The following is a 22,920-nucleotide window of genomic DNA, read 5'->3' as shown; positions in this document are numbered from 1 at the left end:
GACTTTCCAATAAAAAATAACCTTTTCGGAACACACAATGACAACATTTAAGACAGCAACGCTCGCGACAAGCATCGCTCTCGCTTTGTCTAGTACAGCAGTTCTTGCACAAGAACCAGCGGCTTCGGAAGAAGCGGTATTAGAAACCATTACTGTGACAGCGCAAAAGCGTACACAATCAATCCAAGAAGTTCCTATTTCAATTGCGACTCTTAACGGCGAACGCTTTGAGTCGTTATTCTCTGGCGGTGAAGACATTCTTGCATTGGCAGTACGCGTTCCAGGTTTGTACGCTGAGTCATCAAATGGCCGTGTTGCGCCGCGCTTCTACATGCGTGGTCTGGGTAACACTGATTTTGACTTAGCCGCTTCGCAACCCGTTTCAATCGTCATGGACGATGTTGTCATGGAAAACGTGGTACTAAAAAGCTTCCCATTGTTTGACGTACAACAGGTTGAAGTTATTCGCGGCCCACAAGGTACGTTGTTCGGCCGAAACACCACTGCCGGTATCGTCAAATTCGATTCTGTAAAGCCGTCTGACTCTTTTGATGGTTATGCCAAACTCGGTTTCGGTAGCTTTGGCACAATTAATTTTGAAGGTGCTGTTGGTGGCGGTTTAACAGATGAGCTTTCAGGTCGTATCTCCGTGCTTTCACAAGACCGTGACGACTATATTGACAATGCGTACACAGGTCAAAAAGACGCATTGGGTGGTTTTGATGAAAAAGCATGGCGTGCACAGCTGCTTTATCAACCTTCAGACGATTTCTCTGCATTGTTAAACCTACACGGCCGTGACCTAGAAGGTACGGCGTCAATTTTCCGTGCAAATGTTTTCACTAACGGTTCAAACGATTTAAATGAGAACTATCAGCGTGAAGTCGTATATTACAACGGCGACCTAACGGGCGACGGTGCAGATAATAACCCACAAGAATACCGCAACTTTGGTGCTTCATTGAAGTTAGAGTACTCAATGGACACGGTAGACTTCGTTTCAATTACCGCATACGAAGAGGCAGAAGGCTTCAGTTTGGGTGATATCGATGGCGGTGTTTCATTGTTTGCACCAGAAGACATCAATGGTGATGGCAATGTTGAAACATCGTTCCCGGGTTTCATTCCGTTTGATGCAGTCACGCAAGACAACCTAAACGACCTTGAACAATTGACCCAAGAGTTTCGTTTCGCAAGCAACACAGATGATGCATTGCGCTGGCAAGCCGGTGCATTCTTGTTTGATTCTTCGTTCAGCGTAACCAGTATCGATGGATTCTTTGGTGCAACAACAGTAACGCATGAAAACACCACATGGGCTGTATTTGCACAAACTGATTATCAGGTTAACGAGAAGCTAAACGTAACTGGTGGTATTCGCTACACCCATGACGACAAGTCACTCGTAGTGGGTGAGCAGAACGTTAATGGCTTTGCATTAGTGATTGGCGCGGCCTCGATTCAAGACTATGATCCCATTGACGTTGATGACGGTCAGGTTAGCTTTGAACTCAGTGCAAACTACCGTTTAACGGATGACACATCACTATTTGCACGTTTCGCTAACGGTTTCCGTGCACAAACGATTCAAGGTCGTGACGTGGCTTTTGAAGGTAGCCCAAGTGTTGCCGACGCTGAAACGATCAATTCAATTGAAGGTGGTTTTAAAAGCGATCTGCTTGACGACAAACTGCGCCTAAACGCGGCGGCATACTACTATCAGATCGACGACATTCAGTTCTCAGCAATTGGTGGCGGTAGCAACTTTACTGCGCTAGTTAACGCTGACAAAGGTGTTGGTTACGGTTTTGAAGTTGACGCGCAATGGCTAGCCACAGACGAGCTAACGCTTACCGCTGGGTTCAGTTATAACAATACTGAAATCCAAGACGATACGTTGACTGTGCAACCTTGTGGTTCAAATGCAGATTTTAGTGGTAACTGCACAGTGCTAGACCCTCGCACTGACGACAATCGTGCATTTATCGATGGTAACCCATTCCCACAAGCACCTGAAACGATCTTCAATTTCACTGCTCGCTATACTATTCCAGCAGGCGATGACGGTGAGTTCTTTGTGTTTACTGACTGGGCGTTCCAAGGTGAAACTAACTTGTTCTTGTATGACTCAGTAGAATTCAAAACGGATGACAACTACGAAGGTGGATTACGCATCGGTTACGAAAACTTTAACGATGGATACACCATTGCCTTCTTTGGCCGTAACATTACCGATGAACACAATGTTCGTGGTGCCATCGACTTTAACAACCTTACCGGTATCGTAAATGAGCCGCGTATCTGGGGTGTTGAAGCTAAGGTAACGTTCTACTAAGCACACATCACTGTGAATACTAAAAAGCCGCTCCTTGAGCGGCTTTTTTATTGCTTGAGTTAACTCGCTATTCTCAAGAGGCGAAATGCGATCCCCTATAGCGACTGATCTGCTAGCCTAGTAACGCAATATAATAAAGCACCTTACCAGACAGAGAACACTATGAATAAACCAGCGACGATACGCGCAAGTGTTGTGTTTGCAGTTGCAGCCTTTTTTAACGCTCATGCAAGCGCTGAACACGACGACAAAAGTCATTTAACCTATCAAGATCTTTTCAACCTAGAATATGCCGCCAATCCGGTTGTTATGCCTGATGGCGAGAGCGTGGTGTATGAACGCCGTAGCATGGATATTATGAGTGACAGTTTACGTCGCAACCTATGGACAGTCGATTTGGATGGTGACAACCATTTGCCACTGCTGTCTGACGGTAAGAATCACTACAGCCCATTATTTTCACCAGATGGTAAAAAAATGGCCTACCTGTCGAGCAAAGAAGATAAAACCCAAATATATGTGCGCGATATGGCCTCAGGCTTGACCGCGAAAGTGACTGATGTCGCCATGAGCCCCAGTAGCATGAGCTTCTCGCCAGATGGTTCGCAGATCGCATTTGTGATGTTCACCCCGGCAACAAAGCAACCGTTATTTACATTGCCGTTCAAACCTAAAGGCGCTGAGTGGGCAGATGATGCGCAATATATTGACCAAACGCTATTTCAACGCGATGGTTTGGGGATGAATCGCCCGGGTAACTTGCACGTTTATGTCGTACCAACTATTGGTGGTACGCCACGTCAGGTAACACATGGCGCACATGATTTCGCAGGCTCAATTGCTTGGTTAGCCGATGGTAAAAGTCTTGTAGTATCAGCCAACACTCGTGAAGACTCAGACTTCGATGTGTTTAATAGCGACTTGCATAAAGTTGATTTGATCACGGGTGAAACCACTCAGTTGACCAACGAAACAGGTCCTGAGAGTAGTCCAACACTGAGTCCCGATGGCGACATGATTGCGTTTACAGGCTTCGCTGACCAAGGGACTTCAAACCATATCACCGAACTTTATGTTATGGAGCTTGATGGCAGTAACATTCGCAGACTCACCCCTGATCTGGATCGTTCTGTAGGCAACATCCAATGGGCAGATAACAGCAAAGGTATCTACTTCAGCTACGATGACAACGGTAAAAAGCATGTCGGTTATGTGACTTTGGCGGGCAAGATTTCGACCAAAACTGATGCATTAGGCGGCTTAAGTATTGGTCGTCCCTACACTTCAGGCCACTACGACGTCGCACCGGGGGATAATGTTGTTTACACCCACTCATCCGGTGTTCGACCAGCGGATTTAGCCGTGGTTAATCGGCGCGGAAAAGTCACGCAACTAACTGACTTAAACAGCGACGTCTTTGGCCATAAAAAGCTAAATGCACCTGAACTGATGACGGTAAAAAGCAGTGTCGATCAGCGCGATCTCAATGCGTGGATCGTGACACCACCAGACTTTGACCCCACGCAAAAATATCCACTGATCCTCGAGATTCACGGCGGCCCTCACACCGCTTATGGCCCTGAGTTTTCAACCGAAGTTCAGCTGTTTGCCGCCGCGGGCTATGTTGTTGTGTATGGGAACCCGAGAGGCTCAACGTCACGCGGTGCTGAATTTGCCAACACCATTGATAAGAATTATCCATCAGAAGATTATAACGACTTGATGGATATGGTTGACGGCGTTATCGCCAAAGGCTACATCGACGAGTCTCAATTATTTGTCACTGGCGGTTCTGGTGGTGGCGTATTGACCGCTTGGATCATTGGCAACACCGACCGTTTTGCTGCTGCTGTTGTCGCCAAGCCTGTTATAAACTGGGCGAGCATGGTTGGCACCTCGGACATCTATACATTTATGACGCGTTACTGGTTTACTGACCTGCCGTGGAATGACTACGAACAATATTGGTCACGCTCACCGCTGTCTTTAGTTGGCAATGTGACAACGCCAACGATGGTATTGACTGGTGAACTCGATGTGCGCACTCCAATGAGTGAAAGTGAGCAATATTACGGTGCTTTGCGACTAGAAGGCGTTGAAAGCTCACTGGTCAGGGTCCAAGGTGCCTATCACGGTATTGCTGCGCGTCCATCTAACCTAGCACGCAAGGTCGGATACATTCTGGCTTGGTTTGAGAAATACCACACGCCAGAACAATCTGACACTACAGAGTAAAACAATACTCCCATCGCAGGTCTATACAAGGGCTCTGCGATGGACTATCCACTACTTTTAATCTATGTGAAACACTATGAAAATAACTACAAAATTTTCGCTGTTATCTACTGTCGTTTTATCACTGTGCTCGCTGCAAATACATGCTGATGATCACGAGAATGAGACTACTAACGACCAGCACTTATTTCAGCCAGAAGATATCTTTCAGCTGGAAGTTGCGACATCCCCCCAAGTATCGCCAAATGGTGACCACGTGGTTTATGTGCGTCGCTCAAATGACATCATATCTGACTCCACCCGTTCGAGCATTTGGATTGCCGATAGCAAAGGTGAAAGTCACCGACCACTGCTGTCTTCGACAAAAAACTACTATGCGCCACGGTGGTCACCTGACGGTACGCGATTAGCCTATCTGTCTGATACCGAAGGTAAGCCGCAACTATTCGTTAGATGGATGGATTCCGGGCAAACGGCTTTAGTCACCAATGTCGCTTCATCACCCTCTTCCATTACGTGGTCGCCGGATGGTAAAACGATCGCATTTACCATGAGTGTAGATGTCAAAGAGCAACCACTAAAAGTCAATATGCCGGCCAAACCGAAGGGGGCTGAATGGTCTGAGAGTTTTCAGTACATCACTCGTGCCCGCTATCTCGCTGACGGTCGAGGCGTGCTTGACCCAGCTTATACCCATATCTTCATTGTCCCCAGTGAAGGAGGTACTGCACGACAGCTTACCAGCGGAAATTATCATCATCGCGGCACCTTGAGTTTTGCTGCTGATAGCCAAGCGATCTTTTTCTCGGCCAATCGCAGTGATAACTGGGAATATGAGCCTGGTGAAGCAGATATATACAAAGTGGATATGCAGGGTGTAATCAGTCAAATTACCGATTATCCCGGTAGCGAATCTGCCCCAGTGGTCTCACCCAATGGTGAGATGATTGCCTACTCTCGCCGCGACGATAAAAAACTGGCCTATCGCAATCGCTACCTACACGTTATGGACATCGATGGCAGTAATGACCGAAACTTGAGTGCAGATGTAGACAATGCGGTGTCAAACTTCATTTGGAATGACAACACCGGTATCTACTATCAACAAATGTTGCGCGGCATTACACAGGTCGACTATGTAACCTTGCGCGGCAAGCACAGAAATATTGCCACTGGCTTGAGCGGCGTCTCGTTAGGTCGTCCATACACTAGCGGTACTTTCCATGCCGCCGATGGCGTGGTCGCTTTTACCAGAGGTAGAACGGATAGACCCGCGGATCTGTTTGTTAAACGCGGAAGCTCCGAATTACAGTTAACAGCGCTCAATGAAGATGTCTTTGGCCATAAAACCTTAGGGGAAGTTAAAGAAGTCGTTTATCAATCTTCGATTGATGGTGAAGAGATCCAAGGCTGGTATATCTTGCCACCGAACTACGACGCCAGTAAAAGGTATCCGTTGGTCACAGAGATCCACGGTGGCCCGCACTTAGCTTATGGTCCGGTATTTACAGCAGAACTGCAACGCATGGCAGCCGAAGGTTATGTAGTGTTTTACAGTAACCACCGTGGCTCGACCGGTTATGGTGAGCGCTTTGCATTACTGCTGCAAAACAAGTACTCATCTGAATACGACTTTGCAGACCATATGTCTGGCATTGATACACTCATTGAGATGGGTATCGCTGATCCAGAACAACTCTTTATTGCAGGTGGTTCAGCGGGTGGCATTGCCTCAGCGTACGCAATTGGTCTGACCGACCGCTTCAAAGCGGCAGCGGTATCAAAGCCAGTAATCAATTGGTTATCTAAAGTCTTAACAGCGGATAGCGGTATGTATCAAATACCTCATCAATTTCCGGGCATGCCGTGGGAAGAAGTTGAGCATTACTGGCAGCGTTCGCCATTATCGCTGGTTGGCAATGTAAAGACTCCGACACTGTTGATGACAGGTGTAGAAGATAAGCGCACCCCAATGTCTGAGACCGAGCAGTTTTATCAAGCGTTAAAGCTGCGCAAAGTCGACACAATTTTGATTAAAGTCCCCGGTGCCTCGCATGGGATTGCCAGTAAGCCTTCTCGGATGATTGGCAAAATCGAAAGTATCATTGCTTGGTTTGAAAAGTACCGCACGCAAAATGATGCAAGCGAAAAAGAATAAGCCTATCCAGAAATAAAAAGAGCAGCTGTTTGGCTGCTCTTTTTTTACAAGAATCCTAACGAATCAGGTGCCATTGAGTTTGGCGTCCAGCTAAATACCAAACCGTTTCACCATCAAATACAGCGCTTTGCTCCAGTTTGATCTGGATCCACTGATTGTCCCATTCTGGTAATTGCGTACTGATGTTCCCTTCAATTGCATAGCCTGTATTGGGATATAAAGGCCAATCGCCTTGAATAGGTGTTGGGCCCTGATTATCCCACATACCAATTGTGGGGCCACTGGCATGACCAACGAACCCCAATGGGTGAGTATATGTGCTGCTAATGATCCCTTGAGACTCACTATCCTTAATCGTATTGGCGAGAATTTCATTGCCCGTATGACCCGTGACAAAATTTCCGGTGAGGATGTCTTGCCATTGGTTGCCAACAGCCATCGCATCTTTTAGCCCTTGTGGTGCATCAGTTTCATCCATTTTCAATACATAGGCCATTTCTTGCGTATCAGTACACATATTCAAATAACAAATGCCCACATCAGTATGAATAATGTCTCCGGGTAGTACTGTACGACCGTAGACCCCCATAAATACATCGTCCTTAGTGGTTTTATCACCTTGACGCTGAATGTTTACATAAGGTTGGAACCAAGGACGAACTTGCAGCTCTTCAAAGCGCTCACGAAGATACCAAGCAATATCTTGTGTTGTAGTCACGCCTGGCGTAATCACTTTATTCGAAAAGGCTTCTGCGATAACGCGGCGTGCAATGGTAACCACTTGCGGATAAACATTTAATTCCATTTCACTGCGCGTTTCCAACCAACGCACAACCAAATCTTGTGCACTCACTAATCGCTGCTGATACTTTTCCGGAAGATACTTCAGTAGCTGATTGTGCAACCCAACGCTTAAACCGTCAGCCAACGCCCAGTCTTTGCTGATATTGATGCCGATACGCTTGGGATCGCGTTCGGCGATGACTTCAGCCAGCCGCTGCCATTGCTGCTCTTTGGTACCACCATCCCACACAGTGGCATACACATCACCAATGGCGTAGCGGCTTACACTAAAGCGTTCAACTGAACCATCAGCTTGTCGCGCGAAGACTAAGATGGTCGTACGGCGCGCTGCAAAGGTGGGTTGTGGTACCAAGGTGTAGAAAAGACGGTCTTCACCGTATTCTCTATTGATCACCAACCACATGTCCAAGTCGGCTTCATCCATTAGCTTTGGTAAGAGGTTATCCAAGCGGTCGACCACCATGGTATTGAGTGGCTCAACACGCTCTTTGAACGACAAAACATCCGGCATCTCGGTGATTTGTCGCCCTTGAGTATAGTTGTTAGCAAACGCTTGTGTAGCTGCGAACACGAGCAATAGAGTCAGAGTTAGTCGCATAGTTTGTTCTTCTTGTAGTTTGTTCCCTAGCTAGTATGCCAGCGTTTGGGAAAAAGGATCAATTCACAAACCGCGCAGCAACGACCGATATGGGTTATTACTCCACATCGGTCTTTACGAGTACTCACTGAACAGCGGCTGCTGAGCGGAAAATAGTATTAGTCAACAGGACATTAAGTCCTTCTAAGTACGCACGGATTGTGGGTGATTGGGTATAACCAATGACCATTCCATTGCCTGTAGGTTGATAGATCAGAAATGGTTTGTAGGCCAACTGAGCTTTGTTGTCGTCCCATAAATAACCACTGGCTAAAAGCTCATCTTTGCCTTTAAACCACGCCAGATTCTTACCTGAATCTAACTTAATTGGCGTGTATACGTCGCGTCCGTAGGCAAGCGCAACAAGGCTGCTATCAACACCAGCTGTTAACCAATGCTCTTGGTCGACTTCAATATTAGCGAGTGCACCTGATACAGACGGCAAATGGGTGTGCGCCTCGACGATGGCATTGTCTAAATCACCGCGCTCATCAAACAACTGACCAGACACCGTGCCTTGGGGTGAGTCGGCATTACCTTCCCCTGCATCGCGGAAGGCAAGCTCTCGATTAACATCCAGCAAGCCATAGTCTGCATTAGTAGTAAATCGGTTTGCACTGCCAAGTGCAATCAAAATGCCGCCCTGCTGAACCCAATCGCGCAGGTTGTCTGCGCCTGATTGCCCAAGCACACCGGCGTAATTGCCTTCTGGTAAAATCAATACGTCGTAATTGCCCAGATCAGCATAGGTTAATTGCTCCGTTCGGATCGCCGTTACCGGGTAGCCAAGCTGACGTTCAATCACAAATCGGGTATTCCCTGCACTTAGTGAAGACGTTGGAGCGTCCCATGCTATCGCCACTTTGGGTGCTGTCATTATCATCGTGCGTGGACTACCAAAACTTGGCCCTTGAATCACCCAGCTTGAATCTACACCTTGAACTATCGCTCCGGTTGCTTTTGCTATCTGCGCGACTTGATCGGCGATATCTTTACCATTCGCGCGTTTTTCAATAATCAGCGAACCCGCGGGAAACGCTTGATTACCTTCCAGCATAAACGCTTCGTTAGCGCTTTTAACCTGTAGCCCCTCGCGCAGTGCCATTGTTAAAAATCGTCCGGCAGCCATATCGCCCCAAGCCACAACAAAACCAACACTGGCATCGGGATTGTTAACCGTTCCAGCGAGTTCTTCGGTTTTGCCAATAAGTTCGTTATCTGCCTTAACCTCGCGATCACAAGCATTTGCTTGGACATTGTACATCATTGGCAAAGACCAACCCGTCACGTCATAAATTTGATCGTTGAGATTGCGCTCGCGACGCCGCTCTTGTTCACGCAAAAAGTCAGCATCCATATCTACTTGGTCGGTAAAGGTTGTGGTTACGAATCGACCTCTGGGTTGCGCTGTATCGATAAAGTAACTGCCGGCAGGATAATTGACGCCACACGCTTTAAAATTTTCACTCGCTTTGCGCACTTCCACACCGTGCTCTGCCATTAACGTGACTAAGCGATGCGTGCCTTCGCGATTGTCTTGAGTTGGAATGATATACACCCGTTCATCATTCTTTTTGCCTTCGCTAATCGCAGTCACTTGGTATTGATAGAAATCGTTCAACAGCTGCTCACGATTCAGTGCTGTACCTTCAGCGGTTGAAACTGAAGCGATAAATTGTTGTTGTACGGTGTCCCAATACGTTAGTACATCTCCGGTACGACGCATAAAGTGATGGCCTCGCGCAGAACCGACTTCATAGGTGGAAGCCGACGCGCCGTAAAAGGTTGGCCAGCTATCACCATAACCCGGATAAAAGGCATCAAATATCTCCCGGGTAAAATAATCAAATCCAAATTCGTCAAAATGCTTACCGTGATTGCGGCCAATTGCATTCATATTGGCAATTTGCTGTGCGGTCATATGCGGGTTAAAAGGTTCGGCTGCTGGCGCGAAATAATAAGTCATATCGCCCCCCATCTCGTGTATGTCTACCGCAACGAGTGGCTTGAATTTGTTCAATGCTGCAACTCTGCCTTGCGTTTCTGGTTGAGAAATGGGTAACCAATCGCGGTTCATATCGAACAAGTAGTGATTGGTTCTGCCACTTGGCCATGGTTCATTTTGCTCAGCACTGACTCGGTCGCTGCTGTGCTCCATGCCAACAGTTGCATAGTAGCGCGTGGTGAAACGCGTACGTCCATCGGGGTTTTGTAATGGGTCAATAAATACGATGGTATTGTCTAAGATTGTCTGCACCACCGGATCTTGCGACGCCGCTAGTAAATGATAGGCCATCTGCATGGCTGCGTCGGTACCACTGATTTCGTTGCCATGCACCGCATATTGCAACCAAACTGAAGCCGGTAATCTTGCTTTGAGTTGGTCAGCTTGCGATTTGTTGGTCACACGTGGATCGGCTAGCGCCTGCATGTCTGTAGCAAATTGCTCTAAATTACTGATGTATTCAGGCTTTCCTATCGCCACATAGATGAGACTGCGCCCTTCCCAACTCTTGGCGTATTCAACTAATTTCACACGATCTGGGGCTGCGTGTTTAAGGGCTTCAAAGAACCGAATCATATCGCTGTGATGAGTGATCCGCTCACCCACGTTATAACCGAGCACGTCCTTAAATGTAGGTACTTGTGCAGTGTATTCTACATTTGGCCACATGGGTGGGAAGGAGTCGGCTTCAGCGTGTAACAAAGGCGAACTAAACGCACTGACAGCGCTTAATAAAAGAACGGATAAAAACCGTTTAGACATGAAACATTTCCTTAGAACTAAGTGTTAAGTGGTCATTTGATTACATAATTACAGATTACGCAAAGCGAGCGCACGGAGCAATAATATCGTTGGTTATTGATGCAATTGCGAATATGCTATACCACGAAGACAAGAAATTGATTAATCCACTAGTTCGGAACTGTAAGACTCAAGATAGCGCGTTGTAGGAGTTTGTATGGAAGTGCTTATATTACTCGTAGGTTGGTTTGCCTACGCTTCGGTATTCATCGGTATGATTAAGTCTTATCTTACCGTTAATAAGATTTGGACGCGTAAGCACGATCGCAATGTCGCTGAGAGTATCTCTGTATATGCCGCCTTGCTCGGTTTAGTTTCTGCATTACCTTTCTTTATCAAATATTTATTAATTGATCAGGACTATGCCAGTGCGCTTCAAACCGGCATAGGACTGGCCGTTGGTACATTCTTCTTACTCGTCGGTATTGGTTTCTGGACCAAGCAGAAAACAGCTAACGTGACGTTTTGGCAACGCTTTATTAAAGCGATCAAAAAGGAAAACAATGAAGCAACTGACCTGATCAAGGCGTTAGTAAAACCTAAGCACGCTGAACGCATTAGCAAAATTTTTACGCAGTTGGTATTGATTGATGGTCGCATCGATGACAAAGAGCGTGAATTGCTGAACAGCTTTCACAAGATATGGAATTTAACTATAGATTTTGATGAGCTAGCCAATTCCTCAAAGGAACTCAGTTTTATTGAATTACGTGATTCAGTCGCTGATTATGTGGCCTATAATCCGCCGTATGAACAAGTATCTGAAGTGAAGGGATTGCTCGAAACGATTGCTAACATAGACAACAACGTCAGTGATGAAGAGTCGTTCATTCTTCAAGAGATCTATGGAATTTTTGACGATTACCTCAACGGGGATGAAGAGCTCCCCCGATATGAGGTCTTAATCGCACCGCAAAATACCGATCAAGAAGATATGTTAGAACACTTACTGCCTACTTTTACCAAAGTAACCGATAAAGGCGGCGTTAGTTATCGTATTGGCGAGTATTATTCTCTGGAGTTCGCGCAAATGATGTGTAAAAAATATCGCAGCATGAATATCTTTACAGCGATTGAGCAAGCCTAACAGAATAACGTTTTTTGCTACCCTTGCTATACTCAGACTAAGAGCTTGTTGGGGGTACCCTATGTTGAGAATAAAAACGTTCCTATTGCTTGTTGGTCTGCTTGGCGCAAACCTGCATTTAAGTGCTGAAGAATTGCGTTTGGGTTCACCGTTTTTCCCACCTTATGTCTATGTTGATATGGATGGAGAGCTGTCCGGCTTGTGGATGACGCAACTCTCCCCAGTGCTCGAAGAAGCCGGTATAAGTTTTAATGCCGTGCATGTGCCGATCAAGCGATTTTATGCGTCAGCCGCTACCGGTAAAATAGATTTATTTGCAATGCCTAAAGGCCGCGCTGGGATGGAAAACGTTGTATTCAGTGAGCGGCCGTTTGCACATTTTGATTTGCGCGCTTTTTGGTTAGATGGAGCTGAAAACATTCAAGCCCTTTCTCAATTAAGCGGGCATAAAGTGGCCTTGATCAAAGGCTATTCCTACGGTGGACTGTTAGCCACCAATATTCAGTCCGATCAACAACTGGAATTTGTCACTGCGGAAAATCAAAAAGTAGCTTTGCAAATGTTAATGAATAAGGAGGTTGATTACGTATTGGGCTACTGGGCCGTCATGAGTTATTTGCAAAAAAACTATCCTAATGCACAAATTAATAATATGAAGATTGCCGAGCTACCAATTTATTTGGCGATGCACAACAACGTCGAAAATGCAGAGCAGCTTATGCAACGCTTCAACGCAGTATTGCCTTAAAATAAAAGGGGCAATATTTATTGCCCCTTTCTTAGCTGTTTACATTAACGTTAACCGCGCTCTTCAGCACTAAATGAAGCAAGAGCCTCTGCCAATCCTTCAACGTAAGTTTCACCGACGGGTACTGTGAGACTTGAACCTTGTAAATCATCACCTAAAGGCTCAGCTCTACCGCCTAAACAGGTCGCTAGGAAACCTTCAGCCACACCAAAAAATGCCAAGCGATTCTCTGGGCGCGCAAAACCATGACCTTCATCAGGGAAAAGCGCATAAGTAACTGGAATGCCTTTTTCTTGCATTGCATTGACGATTTGGTCTGATTCGGCCTGCTTAACGCGCGGATCATTAGCGCCTTGGCCAATAAGTAGCGGCCTGCTAATCATCTCTACTTTATTTAAAGGTGAAGCCGCTTGTAGAATCGCCATACCCTCTTCGGTATTGGGATCGCCAACTCTTAGCTCCAACACGCGGCGGAAACTCTCCCAATAAGGTGGAATTGAATCAAGCAAAGTTACCAAGTTTGAAGGTCCAACGATATCAACACCACAGGCGAAGCGATCGGGCGTAAATGTCAGCCCTGCCAGGGTTGCATAACCGCCGTACGAACCGCCCATGATCGCCACGGTATCCTTTTGCGTGATACCTTGCTCAACCGCCCAATCAACCGCATCAATAAGGTCGTCATGCATCTTTAACCCCCACTCCAAATCACCGGCATTGACGAAGCTTTTACCAAAGCCTGTTGAGCCACGGAAGTTAACTTGCAAAACGGCATAACCGCGGTTAGCCAGCCACTGTGGACTCGAGCGATAACCATAGGAGTCTCGCGCCCATGGGCCACCGTGAACATTTAATACCATCGGAAGTGGTTGCTCAGGACGACCATCACCATCAGTGTCTGCCCCTGGTGGTAGAGTAAGATAAGAAACCAAGGTTAAACCGTCGCGCGATGTAATCATTTCTGGCGTCATTACCGCTAACGTTTTGTCCGCCAGTTCAGGGCGCACTGAAAACAGTTCAGTGAACTCGTCAGCGCCGCGATCCCAAACATAATAAGTCGCAACTTTGTTAGATTGAGAATTAAGCACAACCCACTTGGACTCATCATCGGTTGCAGATGTCCGTGAGAAATTACCTTCAAAACGCTCATTCAGACGCTTGAGAATTTGCTCCCCGCGCTCGTCCATAGCGAAATAGCGATTCTTGTCGTAATTAACCGTGTAAACATAGGGAACACCGGTGTCTTTGTCTCGCCACGTACCACCGATATCGGCGCGATCATCTTGCGCTATCAACGTTTCTTCACCGGTCGCTAAATCCATCGCAAACAATGCGCTGGTATCACGCCCAACACTTTTCTGTAGATAGAGCGTTTTATTATCTTCGCTAAATCCTGCCAGGCCTGTAGTGTATAAATCCTCAGGAGAAACACTTAAAAACAGCTCCCAACCATCATCGGTGCGCTTGTAATATTCTGCACCACCGGCGCTGGTAGATTTTTGCCCAAAGCGCAGTGTTAGATCGTTATCAAAATCAAAACCGCCAAAATTTTCAGTATTTTCAAATAACAGCGTCAATTCACCCGTTGCGATATCAAGCTCATAAACATCGTGCCAACGCGGATCGCGATTATTGATACCTATAATTTGTTTGCCGGGGATATCCGAATCACTGGCCAAGAATTGAACGCGCGTGTTTTCAAATGGCGTATAGGCTGATTCCTTGCCCGTTGTCGGATCGACACCGTAGAGTAAAAAGTTTTCATCACCGCCTTTATCTTGGACATATAGTAAGTGCTCCATACCCGCAACCCAGCCATAACCGCGTATGCCACGGCCTTTGTCAGCGGTAACGGCTTTAGCAGCACTTAAAGCATCAACCGGCGCAACCCAGATATTCATCACACCATCAAGCGGTGCTAAATAACTGATCATCTTGCCATTCGGACTGATTTGAACACTGCTGTAGGTGGGATTACCGAAAATGAGTTCGCGCGGTATCAGCTCTACGGGTTCGTTGGTAACTGCGCTCTGGTCTGCAACCGTTGTATTGTCTACCGCATTTGTTGTAGGCGCTTCTGAGCACGCAAACAAGGTCAGTGACAAACAAATTGGAGCAATACTTTTAATGTGATTCATAACGTATTTTATATCCATATTATTGTTAATAGTAGTCATTAGGGCTTCACAACGACTCTACCAACAGCCGTTGCTACCCTGTCAATGTAAACAGCATAGGCTTTGTATGCAACTTTGCATGACCATTCGGCATCAATCCCACGAGCTATTAACGTTCAATGAAAGGTAATAAATAGGTAAGGGTCAGGATTTACTTCTATACTGACTCGTGGAATGTAAGTCTTTGAGAAAAAGGACATAAAAGCGGCCATGTCAAACTCATTAGAACAGCGAATTGCGCAGCTTGAAGCACAGCTTGCGACTGCTAATGCAGAACAGGCCAAGTACAAGCAACTATTCGAAGTGTCGGCCGATGCTTTATCAATTATCGACCTGAGTACAGGTACATTTATCGAATGTAATGAAGCGGCTGTTCGTCTTCACGGCACTGAAAACGAAACTAACTTCCTTAACACCAGACCCGCGGACTTGTCACCAGAATTCCAGCCCTGTGGTACCCGCTCAGAAGAGTTGGCCCAATACTACATCAATAAGACAGTAAATGAGGGCCCACAATTATTTCAGTGGGTTCACTCGCGTCTCGACGGTAGCACATTTAACTGCTTGGTCTCCCTCACGGCATTTGAACTCAATGGGAAACAACTGATAATGGCCATTGGTCGTGACATAAGCCTAGTATTAGACACGCAAGAGCAGCTGGAACGTGCGGTGACGGATTTACACAAGTATCAGGCGGCTTATCTAGAGGAGCGCGAGAAGTTCCAACAATTCGTTAATCTCGCCCCAGTCGGAATCACCATCAATCGTTTACAAGATGGCGCTTTTGAGTATGTGAACGATGAGTTTAGCCGCTTTACAGGCTATGACGTCGATGAGCTAAATCGCATGGATTATTGGCAACTCACGCCGGAAGAGTATGCCGAACAAGAACAGCATCAACTCACCCTCCTAACCGAACAAGGCCGCTACGGCCCTTATGAAAAAGAATATATTCACAAACATGGCCATCGCTACCCAGTACTGTTATCCGGTGTAAGAATTGCTCGCAGTGATGGTGAAGAGTTTATTTGGTCTGTGGTGCAAGATATTTCACAACAAAAGGCCGTTCAACTGGAGTTAACTAAAGCGAAAGAAGATGCAGAAATGAATGCGTTTAGGATGCAATTAGCCAATGACTCGGCGGGTATGGGGATTTGGGAGTGGGATGTCGTCAATGACAAACTGCTTTGGGATGAATGGATGTACAAGTTGTACGGTGTAACCAAACAACAGTTTAGTGGAGCCTATGAAGCCTGGGAAAGCTGTGTTCACCCTGATGATATGGATTACACCATTGGCAGGCTAACTGCAGCCATTGCCGGAAACGGTCGGTATGACCCGCAGTTTCGTATCATAACCCCTGCTGGGGAAATAAAATTTATCAAAGCCAGCGCTGAAGTGATCCGTGACTCGGATGGTCAAGCGTTAAAAGTCATTGGGGTCAATTACGATATAACTGAATCAGTAAAAGCATTAGACGAAGTAAAAATTGCCAAGCAGGCCGCAGAAGATGCCAACCAAGCCAAGAATGCCTTCTTGGCCAATATGAGCCATGAGATACGCACGCCTATGAACGCTATCCTCGGTGGTCTGCAACTATTGCGCAAAGAAACCATACCCAGCGGCTCTCGCCTATTGTTAGATAATGCGGTTTCCTCCGCAAAATCCTTACTAACAATCATCAATGATATATTAGACTTCTCAAAGATCGCGGAGAACAAACTCGATCTCGAACAGAAGCCCTTTTCGTTAATTCAAGTCATTGAGTCAGTACAATTCGATGTCTACACCTTAGCTAACGACAAAGGTATTTATTTCGAAACAGTCATTGATGAGGATTTTGTTGATGGTTATATCGGCGACATCGTTCGGGTCAAACAAATCTTGCTTAATTTGGTATCTAACGCGGTAAAATTTACCGAAACGGGCGGTGTTACAATCGATATTCGCAATGGCCATTCCAAGGGTAAACCCGCGCTGATTATCCAAGTAATTGATACCGGTATAGGCATGAGCGAAGCAGTTCAGCAACGCATTTTTGAGCGTTTTACTCAAGCAGATAGCTCCACTACTCGTAAGTTTGGCGGTACAGGCCTTGGCATGGCGATAACTGTCAATTTAATTAAAATGATGGGCGGCCGCATCGAACTGACCAGCGCAGAGGGTAAAGGCACCACCATTGAAGTGATACTGCCACTACCACCAACCAAAGACTTTAGTATCACCGAGTCAGAATCACAAAAAGCCCTCCTCCCCCCAGCGCTTGCAGACAAAAAAATATTAGTGGCCGAAGACAACGATATCAATCAGGTCATCATCCAGACTATGCTGGCCGATACTCAAGCGAAAGTGATCACTGTTGAAAATGGTGAGCAAGCTGTTGCAGCCGCACAAAAAATAGATTTTGACCTGATATTCATGGATATACAAATGCCAATAATGGATGGCCTTCAAGCCCAACAAAAAATCCGTGAGATTAAGCCCAGTACGCCCGTCGTTGCTTTAACTGCCAATGTTATGGCCGAAGATGTGCAAACCTATTTAGCGCATGGATTTGTTGCGCATATTGGCAAACCCATCGATATGAATGCCTTGTACGGTTTACTAAAGAAATACTCGGTTTAACCACTCGGCAAACCTTGCCAGTATTTAAAAAGTCTCCGTTAGTGCGAAAATTAATCAAAAAAACACTTGCATGTGTTTTTATACAGTATTACTGTATGCTTATACACTGTATAAATATCAGGTTAAGACTATGAACACAGCAGCGACTATCAATACCAACAACATTATTGAATTACATGCGCAACAACGCCAACAGCCTGGCTGGCATTACTTAATTGCTGAAAGTGTCGTGTTTGAAAAGACACTTAACCATAGCAACATCCACGCAATTAGAATTCAAAAGCCGGAAGATGAGCAAGTGCCGAACTGGATTAAGCGTCTTATTACATCGGGTAATTGCGAAACCATATACGTGGAAAACTTAAATTTACCAGAAGAGGAACAACTCACGATCCGTGCGCTTTGTACTCAATATTCGGTTTCGTTAGTAGGGTTAACCATTAACGACAGTCACGTTAATAATGTTGTGCAAGGACCTTGGTAGCTGTTAATCGCTAGGGGATCACGCGCTCTTCACACCATTGGGCGTTAGTACAGGTGTAAATAATGCGATCTTGAGGATTACCTTTGAGATTCAGGTAATCAACGTACTCAGCTTCGAACGCAATCAGTTCAAAGTGATCGGGGGGGACTTCGGTCATTGCATCGGAGTCGACCACTAAATCAGTGTGTTTTGCCCGTGGGGTCTTCGGCCTACCCCACAAAAATTGTTGTTTTGCTGCCGAAGACAAACTCTCCCACCTTCTTTGCCGCTCTTGAGCGGCTTTTTTATCTGATGCAGAAAGTAACTCTATGCTACCTTCTAAGCGATATTGCTCACGTGTCGAAGCAATGTACCAACAGATAGCAGCTTTGGTGGAATGCTGGAAGTCTTGCCATTTTGCTGTACGGCTATCGGTGATCATAAGTAGCCGACTCTTATCATCAAAATCGCGGAACACTAAGGTACGGTTTTTGGGTAAGCCTTCTAAACTGACGGTCGCCAGCTGTAGATATCGACTCTCAGGATGTCCTTTACTCTTATATAAGCTGCGCGCAAGTGGTTGACGCCATAGTGGTAGCATAGTGCTTTCCAATTTAGGCGGCCTCTACGCGATCAAATAAACGATAGAAATTTGCCGTTGTGGCGGCAGCGAGCTCAGCAACACTGATACCGCGCAGTTGTGCAATGAACTCAGCGACTTCAACGACATACCCGGGTTGGTTTTGTTTCCCTCGGTGTGGTACTGGTGCTAGCCATGGAGAGTCAGTTTCTATTAGTATTCTATCCAGTGGAATGGCTTTTGCCACTTCGCGTAACTCCTTGGCACTGTTAAACGTTACTATGCCGGAAAAAGAAATGTAGAAACCCAACGCTATTGCCGCTTCTGCCATCTCCAAAGACTCGGTAAAGCAATGCAAAACTCCTTGTGTAGATTCGGCTTTGTGCTTACGTAAGGCATCCAGTGTATCTTGCCGTGCGTCGCGCGTATGAATGATCAGCGGTTTGTTTAATTCGTTGGCAACGTGAATGTGATCGATAAATGATGCCATTTGCACATCGCGGGTGTCTTCACTGTAAAAATAATCGAGGCCTGTCTCACCGACTGCTACTACGCGCTCATCGCTACACACATCGAGTAATTCTTGCTTGGCGCAGCGGTCTTCTTGGTGCAAGGGATGAACACCACAAGATACAGAAATATTATCAAGTCCCTCAATGGCTTTTAGCATAGGTTGATAATCTTTTACCGACACTGAAACACACAAAAAGTGTTCAACGCCGCGGTCTTTGGCAAACTTTAATGTTGCAGCTAGTTCCTCTTTTGATTGACCTAATCGGTCTAAATGACAATGCGAATCTACAAACATTTACTCTACACTTTCTAAAACGGTGTCAAAAATTTCGGTCAGTAACAATACTTTATTAACGCCAGCATGGCGGGCACTCAACGCTAGTTCATCTAGTCTATTAGCCGCTTGCCATTGGCGTTCAAGTAGCTGTTGATGACCGTCTTTAGTCTTGCTATTTACATCACGTTGTACCCAATTGATCACCTGTAAGTAATCTTTTTGATACTTTTCCGCGGCATCCAGTGGTGACAAACGGCGAGCTAACACCGCTTGCAATGTTTGACTGAACTCATCAAAACTCAAGGCGTCGGCATTAACGACGCTATTGATTACTGCAAAAGGTGCATTGCCATAGGCCGCTAGCGTCGATGGTTCAACATCGACATTGTGCCCTTGTGCATGCAGTTGTTGTGTTATCCAAGGCAAGCTTTGTGTAGCATCGGGCGTGTGTAACGTATGTTTTTCGCAGCGACTTAAAATGGTTGGCAGTAAGCGGCTAACAAATGGCGTGAGCAAAATAATAAAAGTTGATGGCGTAGGTTCCTCGAGCGTTTTTAGCAATGCATTAGCTGCTGATTCACTCAACAAATGTGCGTCGGGTATCACCAAGACTTTGTTGTGGGTTAATTGTGCCGTGGTGTTGAGTTGTTGTATCGCTTCGCGGATCGCATCAACACTAATTTGCGTCTTTTCAGTTGTCAGCCAAATGAAGTCTGGATGGCTACCAGCGATAAACAAATTACATGCTTGGCATTGACCACACGCGCGATTATGCGTGGTTACATCTTTACACAACAGCATTTGTGCCAAGTCACGGGCAAAGTGTTGTTTACCTATATCTCGCGGGCCAGAAAACAACAAAGCATGATGCAAACGACGTGCAATGGCGCGCTGAGCAAGGGTCGTTAAATTCGAGTCAAACCAAGGTAATGTCATTGCTGCACAAATTGATTAATTATACTAACAACGCATTGATGTACGGCATCCATGTCTTGCATGGCATCTACTACGCGAATGCTGTTATCCTTATCGGCTTCAGCTAAATAACTGCTTCGCGCACGCTCAAAAAAGTCTAATCCCGAAAGTTCTATGCGATCCAATTCACCCCGGCCTCTCGCCCGCGCTAAACCGACTGCAGGCTCGACATCCAAGTAAATGGTTAAGTCGGGCTTGAAACCCTGCAGTGTAATACCGCGAATGGTATCTAAAAGAGTGCGATCAACACCACGACCACCGCCCTGATACGCGATTGATGACAAATCATGGCGGTCGCCAACTACCCACTGCCCTTGCTCGATAGCGGGTTTAATCACGTTTTCGATCAATTGTGACCGCGCTGCGTACATCAACATAAGCTCAGTTTCGGTCGTTACTGTCTCATCCCATGGTTGTTTAACACATGCTCGAATGGCTTCCGCCATGGGCGTACCACCGGGTTCGCGGGTATTTACCACGTCTTTTTGAGCGTCTTTAAGTGCGGTATTGATTTGCGCAATGACTGAGCTCTTGCCGGCTCCTTCGAGGCCTTCAACTACAATAAATTTGCCTGATTTCAAACTGTTTTCGACTTTACTTGATACCTAGCTGATATTCTCTCACAGCTTGGTTGTGTTGTTCGAGGGTTGATGAGAAAAAATGTGTGCCATCGCCTTTAGACACAAAATATAAATCATCGGTAATTAACGGATTGAAGGCCGCTAAAACTGAGGCTTTACCCGGCATCGCGATTGGCGTAGGCGGTAATCCTTTGATCACATAAGTATTGTAAGGGGTCGGCGTGCGCAAGTGTTTGCGGGTAATATTGCCATCGAAACTCTCCCCTATGCCATAAATGACAGTTGGGTCGGTTTGTAAACGCATGTTTTTGTTGAGTCGATTCACAAAAACCCCGGCTATGTGCTCGCGCTCGTGAGCAACACCTGTTTCCTTTTCAATAATGGATGCCATTATTAGCGCATCATAGCTTGCTTCATAGGGTAAATCGGGGAAGCGGTTTTGCCATTGTTCCTCTAACAGTGTTTGCATTGCTCGGTGCGCACGCTCAACAATATCAATCACCGGGGTATTTGCCGTAAATGCGTAGGTATCAGGCAACAACCAACCCTCTAAGTTATTACCTGGTACTGGGTTTTCACTAAGCCATTGGGCAATATCAGCCGCGTCTAATGGATCGACCAAGTATTCGTGGTCATTGAGTTGTGCAAGCCAATCGCGCCAACGTAAACCCTCTATCAAGGTGATAGAAAACTGCTTTTCGTTACCTTGGTAGAGGTCTTGTAACAGTTCCGTAAGCGTTAATCCGGGCGCAATCTCATAGGTTCCGGCTTTAATGGTCGAAACTTGGGCTTGTAACCGAAAGGCAATTTTTAGCCAATCGCTTTGCTGATAAACGCCTGCATCGTCCAATTGACTCATCAGCTGATACAAACTGGTACCAGGATCAAGCGTAAACAGATAATCAGTCTTATTTTTAGCCGTCTGAGAAATCGCATTGTTTGCTTTATGTAAAACGAACAGACCCGCTAGAATGCTAACTGCAAACAAAATTGCAAAAAGAAGAGTTAGGTTTTTACGCACGTTGTATAGCCTCATCATCTATCTTTGTTGCTAACTTAAATACTGGTTCTAATGCGAAGCTAGCCTTGCCTTGGGGTGACTCCAGTGAGTTAACTGGCATTATTTGCATCACAGCATTACACAAAAAAACAGCTCGCGCGGCCATTACATCACTGAGTTTGAAGTGCGCCTCATTGACCGGCAAGTCTTTACCGTACAAAAAATCGAGGATCCACTGTCGACAAACACCGTTCACCCCTGCATGAGTGATCTTCGGCGTGCACCAAGTACCATCATGGGCTAACCAAAAAACATTCGCGGCAGACGCTTCAATCAATTCTCCGCTTAACGTTGTAACCAGCACATCGTCATACTCTGTCGTTTCCAACGCTTGTTTTATTAGCACTTGTTCCAAGCGATTAAGGTGCTTAAGACCAGCCAATAACGGCTGCTCTGCTAACTGTATTGGCGAGACACCCAGTGCTACGCCTCGTGCTCGCCATTGTGCATAGTACTGTGGAAAGGGATGTAGAGTGATGATTGCTTCTGGATTAGAGCAACTTGCCGGTGAGTAACCGCGCCCGCCATTACCTCGACTGATTAAAATTTTAAGTACGGCTTGTTCGTGGTCGACATGCGAATCTAACATTGCCATTAGCGCTTGCAAACTAATCACTTGTTGACTTGCTTCGGTGTTACTAGCTTCGTTTGTCAGCAAATCATCGCATACATATGAGATAGCGCGATGATCAATACCCAATCGAGTGCAGTCAGATTGCAGGCGTTTTAAGTGGTAATCAGCAAGTTGTAAGCGACCATTTAAAACGGCGATAGTAGTAAAACAACCATCGCCGTAGTTCGCTGCGCGACTGTTTGTCGCCATTACCAATGAGTGGTCACTCAAAATACTGCTCGCTAT

The 22,920-nt window shown here is 46.1% G+C and carries 16 protein-coding genes; 7 read left to right on the top strand and 9 right to left on the bottom strand.

Annotated features, from left to right (window positions below; all coding sequences use genetic code 11):
• Positions 1–37 precede the first annotated feature (37 nt).
• The 3 genes from QTP81_RS09070 (at position 38) to QTP81_RS09060 (ending at position 6,728) form a co-directional block, all read left to right on the top strand.
• Positions 38–2,335: a TonB-dependent receptor gene (locus QTP81_RS09070; RefSeq protein ID WP_289365035.1), complete on the top strand. Its 2,298-nt coding sequence runs from the start codon at positions 38–40 to the stop codon at positions 2,333–2,335.
• A 162-nt stretch (positions 2,336–2,497) separates the two neighbouring features.
• Positions 2,498–4,570: a S9 family peptidase gene (locus tag QTP81_RS09065; protein WP_289365034.1), complete on the top strand. Its 2,073-nt coding sequence runs from the start codon at positions 2,498–2,500 to the stop codon at positions 4,568–4,570.
• 76 nt (positions 4,571–4,646) lie between these two features.
• Positions 4,647–6,728, top strand: a complete 2,082-nt coding sequence (locus QTP81_RS09060; RefSeq protein ID WP_289365033.1) for an alpha/beta hydrolase family protein — start codon at positions 4,647–4,649, stop codon at positions 6,726–6,728.
• A 55-nt stretch (positions 6,729–6,783) separates the two neighbouring features.
• On the opposite strand, the gene QTP81_RS09055 is transcribed toward QTP81_RS09060, so the two are convergent.
• Positions 6,784–8,130: a M24 family metallopeptidase gene (locus tag QTP81_RS09055; protein WP_289365032.1), complete on the bottom strand. Its 1,347-nt coding sequence runs from the start codon at positions 8,128–8,130 to the stop codon at positions 6,784–6,786.
• 124 nt (positions 8,131–8,254) lie between these two features.
• Positions 8,255–10,936 carry a M14 family metallopeptidase gene (locus QTP81_RS09050; protein ID WP_289365031.1) on the bottom strand — a complete coding sequence of 894 codons (2,682 nt, stop codon included), beginning with the start codon at positions 10,934–10,936 and terminating at the stop codon, positions 8,255–8,257.
• A gap of 196 nt (positions 10,937–11,132) precedes the next feature.
• Between QTP81_RS09050 and QTP81_RS09045 the strand changes: the two genes are divergently transcribed.
• Entirely contained in the window at positions 11,133–12,062 is a 930-nt protein-coding gene (locus tag QTP81_RS09045; RefSeq protein WP_289365030.1) for a hypothetical protein, read from the top strand.
• A 61-nt stretch (positions 12,063–12,123) separates the two neighbouring features.
• Positions 12,124–12,810 carry a substrate-binding periplasmic protein gene (locus QTP81_RS09040; RefSeq protein WP_289365029.1) on the top strand — a complete coding sequence of 229 codons (687 nt, stop codon included), beginning with the start codon at positions 12,124–12,126 and terminating at the stop codon, positions 12,808–12,810.
• Between the two features lie 50 nt (positions 12,811–12,860).
• On the opposite strand, the gene QTP81_RS09035 is transcribed toward QTP81_RS09040, so the two are convergent.
• Entirely contained in the window at positions 12,861–14,948 is a 2,088-nt protein-coding gene (locus QTP81_RS09035; protein WP_289365028.1) for a S9 family peptidase, read from the bottom strand.
• Between the two features lie 249 nt (positions 14,949–15,197).
• Here QTP81_RS09035 and QTP81_RS09030 point away from each other — a divergent pair, with 249 nt between their 5' ends.
• Both QTP81_RS09030 and QTP81_RS09025 read left to right on the top strand, forming a co-directional pair.
• Positions 15,198–17,612 carry a PAS domain-containing hybrid sensor histidine kinase/response regulator gene (locus QTP81_RS09030; RefSeq protein WP_289365027.1) on the top strand — a complete coding sequence of 805 codons (2,415 nt, stop codon included), beginning with the start codon at positions 15,198–15,200 and terminating at the stop codon, positions 17,610–17,612.
• A 130-nt stretch (positions 17,613–17,742) separates the two neighbouring features.
• Complete coding sequence (locus QTP81_RS09025; RefSeq protein WP_289365026.1) at positions 17,743–18,096, top strand: hypothetical protein; 354 nt, start codon at positions 17,743–17,745, stop codon at positions 18,094–18,096.
• Positions 18,097–18,106: 10 nt separating this feature from the next.
• Here the strand turns inward: QTP81_RS09025 and QTP81_RS09020 are convergent, their stop codons facing one another.
• From QTP81_RS09020 to pabC, 6 genes are read right to left on the bottom strand one after another with little or no spacing between them, the layout of a single operon-like run.
• The gene (locus QTP81_RS09020) at positions 18,107–18,676 is read right to left on the bottom strand and encodes a pyridoxamine 5'-phosphate oxidase family protein (RefSeq protein ID WP_289365025.1); all 570 of its coding nucleotides are present in this window, start codon (positions 18,674–18,676) and stop codon (positions 18,107–18,109) included.
• A 13-nt stretch (positions 18,677–18,689) separates the two neighbouring features.
• Positions 18,690–19,463 carry a TatD family hydrolase gene (locus QTP81_RS09015; RefSeq protein ID WP_289365024.1) on the bottom strand — a complete coding sequence of 258 codons (774 nt, stop codon included), beginning with the start codon at positions 19,461–19,463 and terminating at the stop codon, positions 18,690–18,692.
• Positions 19,464–20,381 carry a DNA polymerase III subunit delta' gene (gene holB / locus QTP81_RS09010; RefSeq protein WP_289365023.1) on the bottom strand — a complete coding sequence of 306 codons (918 nt, stop codon included), beginning with the start codon at positions 20,379–20,381 and terminating at the stop codon, positions 19,464–19,466. It lies immediately after the preceding gene.
• The gene (gene tmk / locus QTP81_RS09005) at positions 20,378–21,001 is read right to left on the bottom strand and encodes a dTMP kinase (protein ID WP_289365022.1); all 624 of its coding nucleotides are present in this window, start codon (positions 20,999–21,001) and stop codon (positions 20,378–20,380) included. The genes holB and tmk overlap by 4 nt, the downstream gene beginning before the upstream one ends.
• A gap of 13 nt (positions 21,002–21,014) precedes the next feature.
• A complete protein-coding gene (gene mltG, locus QTP81_RS09000; RefSeq protein ID WP_289365021.1) occupies positions 21,015–22,022 on the bottom strand; it encodes an endolytic transglycosylase MltG in 1,008 nt (335 codons plus the stop codon).
• Positions 22,015–22,905, bottom strand: coding sequence for an aminodeoxychorismate lyase (gene pabC, locus QTP81_RS08995; RefSeq protein ID WP_289365020.1), 891 nt, complete (start codon positions 22,903–22,905; stop codon positions 22,015–22,017). Before pabC ends, mltG begins: the two co-directional genes overlap by 8 nt.
• Between the last annotated feature and the right edge of the window lie 15 nt (positions 22,906–22,920).

This window comes from Neoalteromonas arenosi (genome assembly GCF_030362855.1).
GTDB classification, from domain to species: domain Bacteria; phylum Pseudomonadota; class Gammaproteobacteria; order Enterobacterales; family Alteromonadaceae; genus Alteromonas_E; species Alteromonas_E arenosi.
Note: the sequence above shows the minus strand (reverse complement) of the source record. Positions and strands in the feature narration are given on the sequence as shown.

What these genes read in the sequence shown, in the direction of transcription:
- QTP81_RS09025 (WP_289365026.1), top strand. Translation starts at nt 17,743, where the DNA reads ATGAACACAGCAGCGACTATCAATACCAACAACATTATTGAATTACAT.
- holB (WP_289365023.1), bottom strand. Translation starts at nt 20,381, where the DNA reads ATGACATTACCTTGGTTTGACTCGAATTTAACGACCCTTGCTCAGCGC.
- QTP81_RS09020 (WP_289365025.1), bottom strand. Translation starts at nt 18,676, where the DNA reads ATGCTACCACTATGGCGTCAACCACTTGCGCGCAGCTTATATAAGAGT.
- QTP81_RS09050 (WP_289365031.1), bottom strand. Translation starts at nt 10,936, where the DNA reads ATGTCTAAACGGTTTTTATCCGTTCTTTTATTAAGCGCTGTCAGTGCG.
- QTP81_RS09045 (WP_289365030.1), top strand. Translation starts at nt 11,133, where the DNA reads ATGGAAGTGCTTATATTACTCGTAGGTTGGTTTGCCTACGCTTCGGTA.
- QTP81_RS09030 (WP_289365027.1), top strand. Translation starts at nt 15,198, where the DNA reads ATGTCAAACTCATTAGAACAGCGAATTGCGCAGCTTGAAGCACAGCTT.
- QTP81_RS09015 (WP_289365024.1), bottom strand. Translation starts at nt 19,463, where the DNA reads ATGTTTGTAGATTCGCATTGTCATTTAGACCGATTAGGTCAATCAAAA.
- QTP81_RS09065 (WP_289365034.1), top strand. Translation starts at nt 2,498, where the DNA reads ATGAATAAACCAGCGACGATACGCGCAAGTGTTGTGTTTGCAGTTGCA.
- QTP81_RS09070 (WP_289365035.1), top strand. Translation starts at nt 38, where the DNA reads ATGACAACATTTAAGACAGCAACGCTCGCGACAAGCATCGCTCTCGCT.
- QTP81_RS09040 (WP_289365029.1), top strand. Translation starts at nt 12,124, where the DNA reads ATGTTGAGAATAAAAACGTTCCTATTGCTTGTTGGTCTGCTTGGCGCA.
- QTP81_RS09035 (WP_289365028.1), bottom strand. Translation starts at nt 14,948, where the DNA reads ATGAATCACATTAAAAGTATTGCTCCAATTTGTTTGTCACTGACCTTG.
- QTP81_RS09060 (WP_289365033.1), top strand. Translation starts at nt 4,647, where the DNA reads ATGAAAATAACTACAAAATTTTCGCTGTTATCTACTGTCGTTTTATCA.
- QTP81_RS09055 (WP_289365032.1), bottom strand. Translation starts at nt 8,130, where the DNA reads ATGCGACTAACTCTGACTCTATTGCTCGTGTTCGCAGCTACACAAGCG.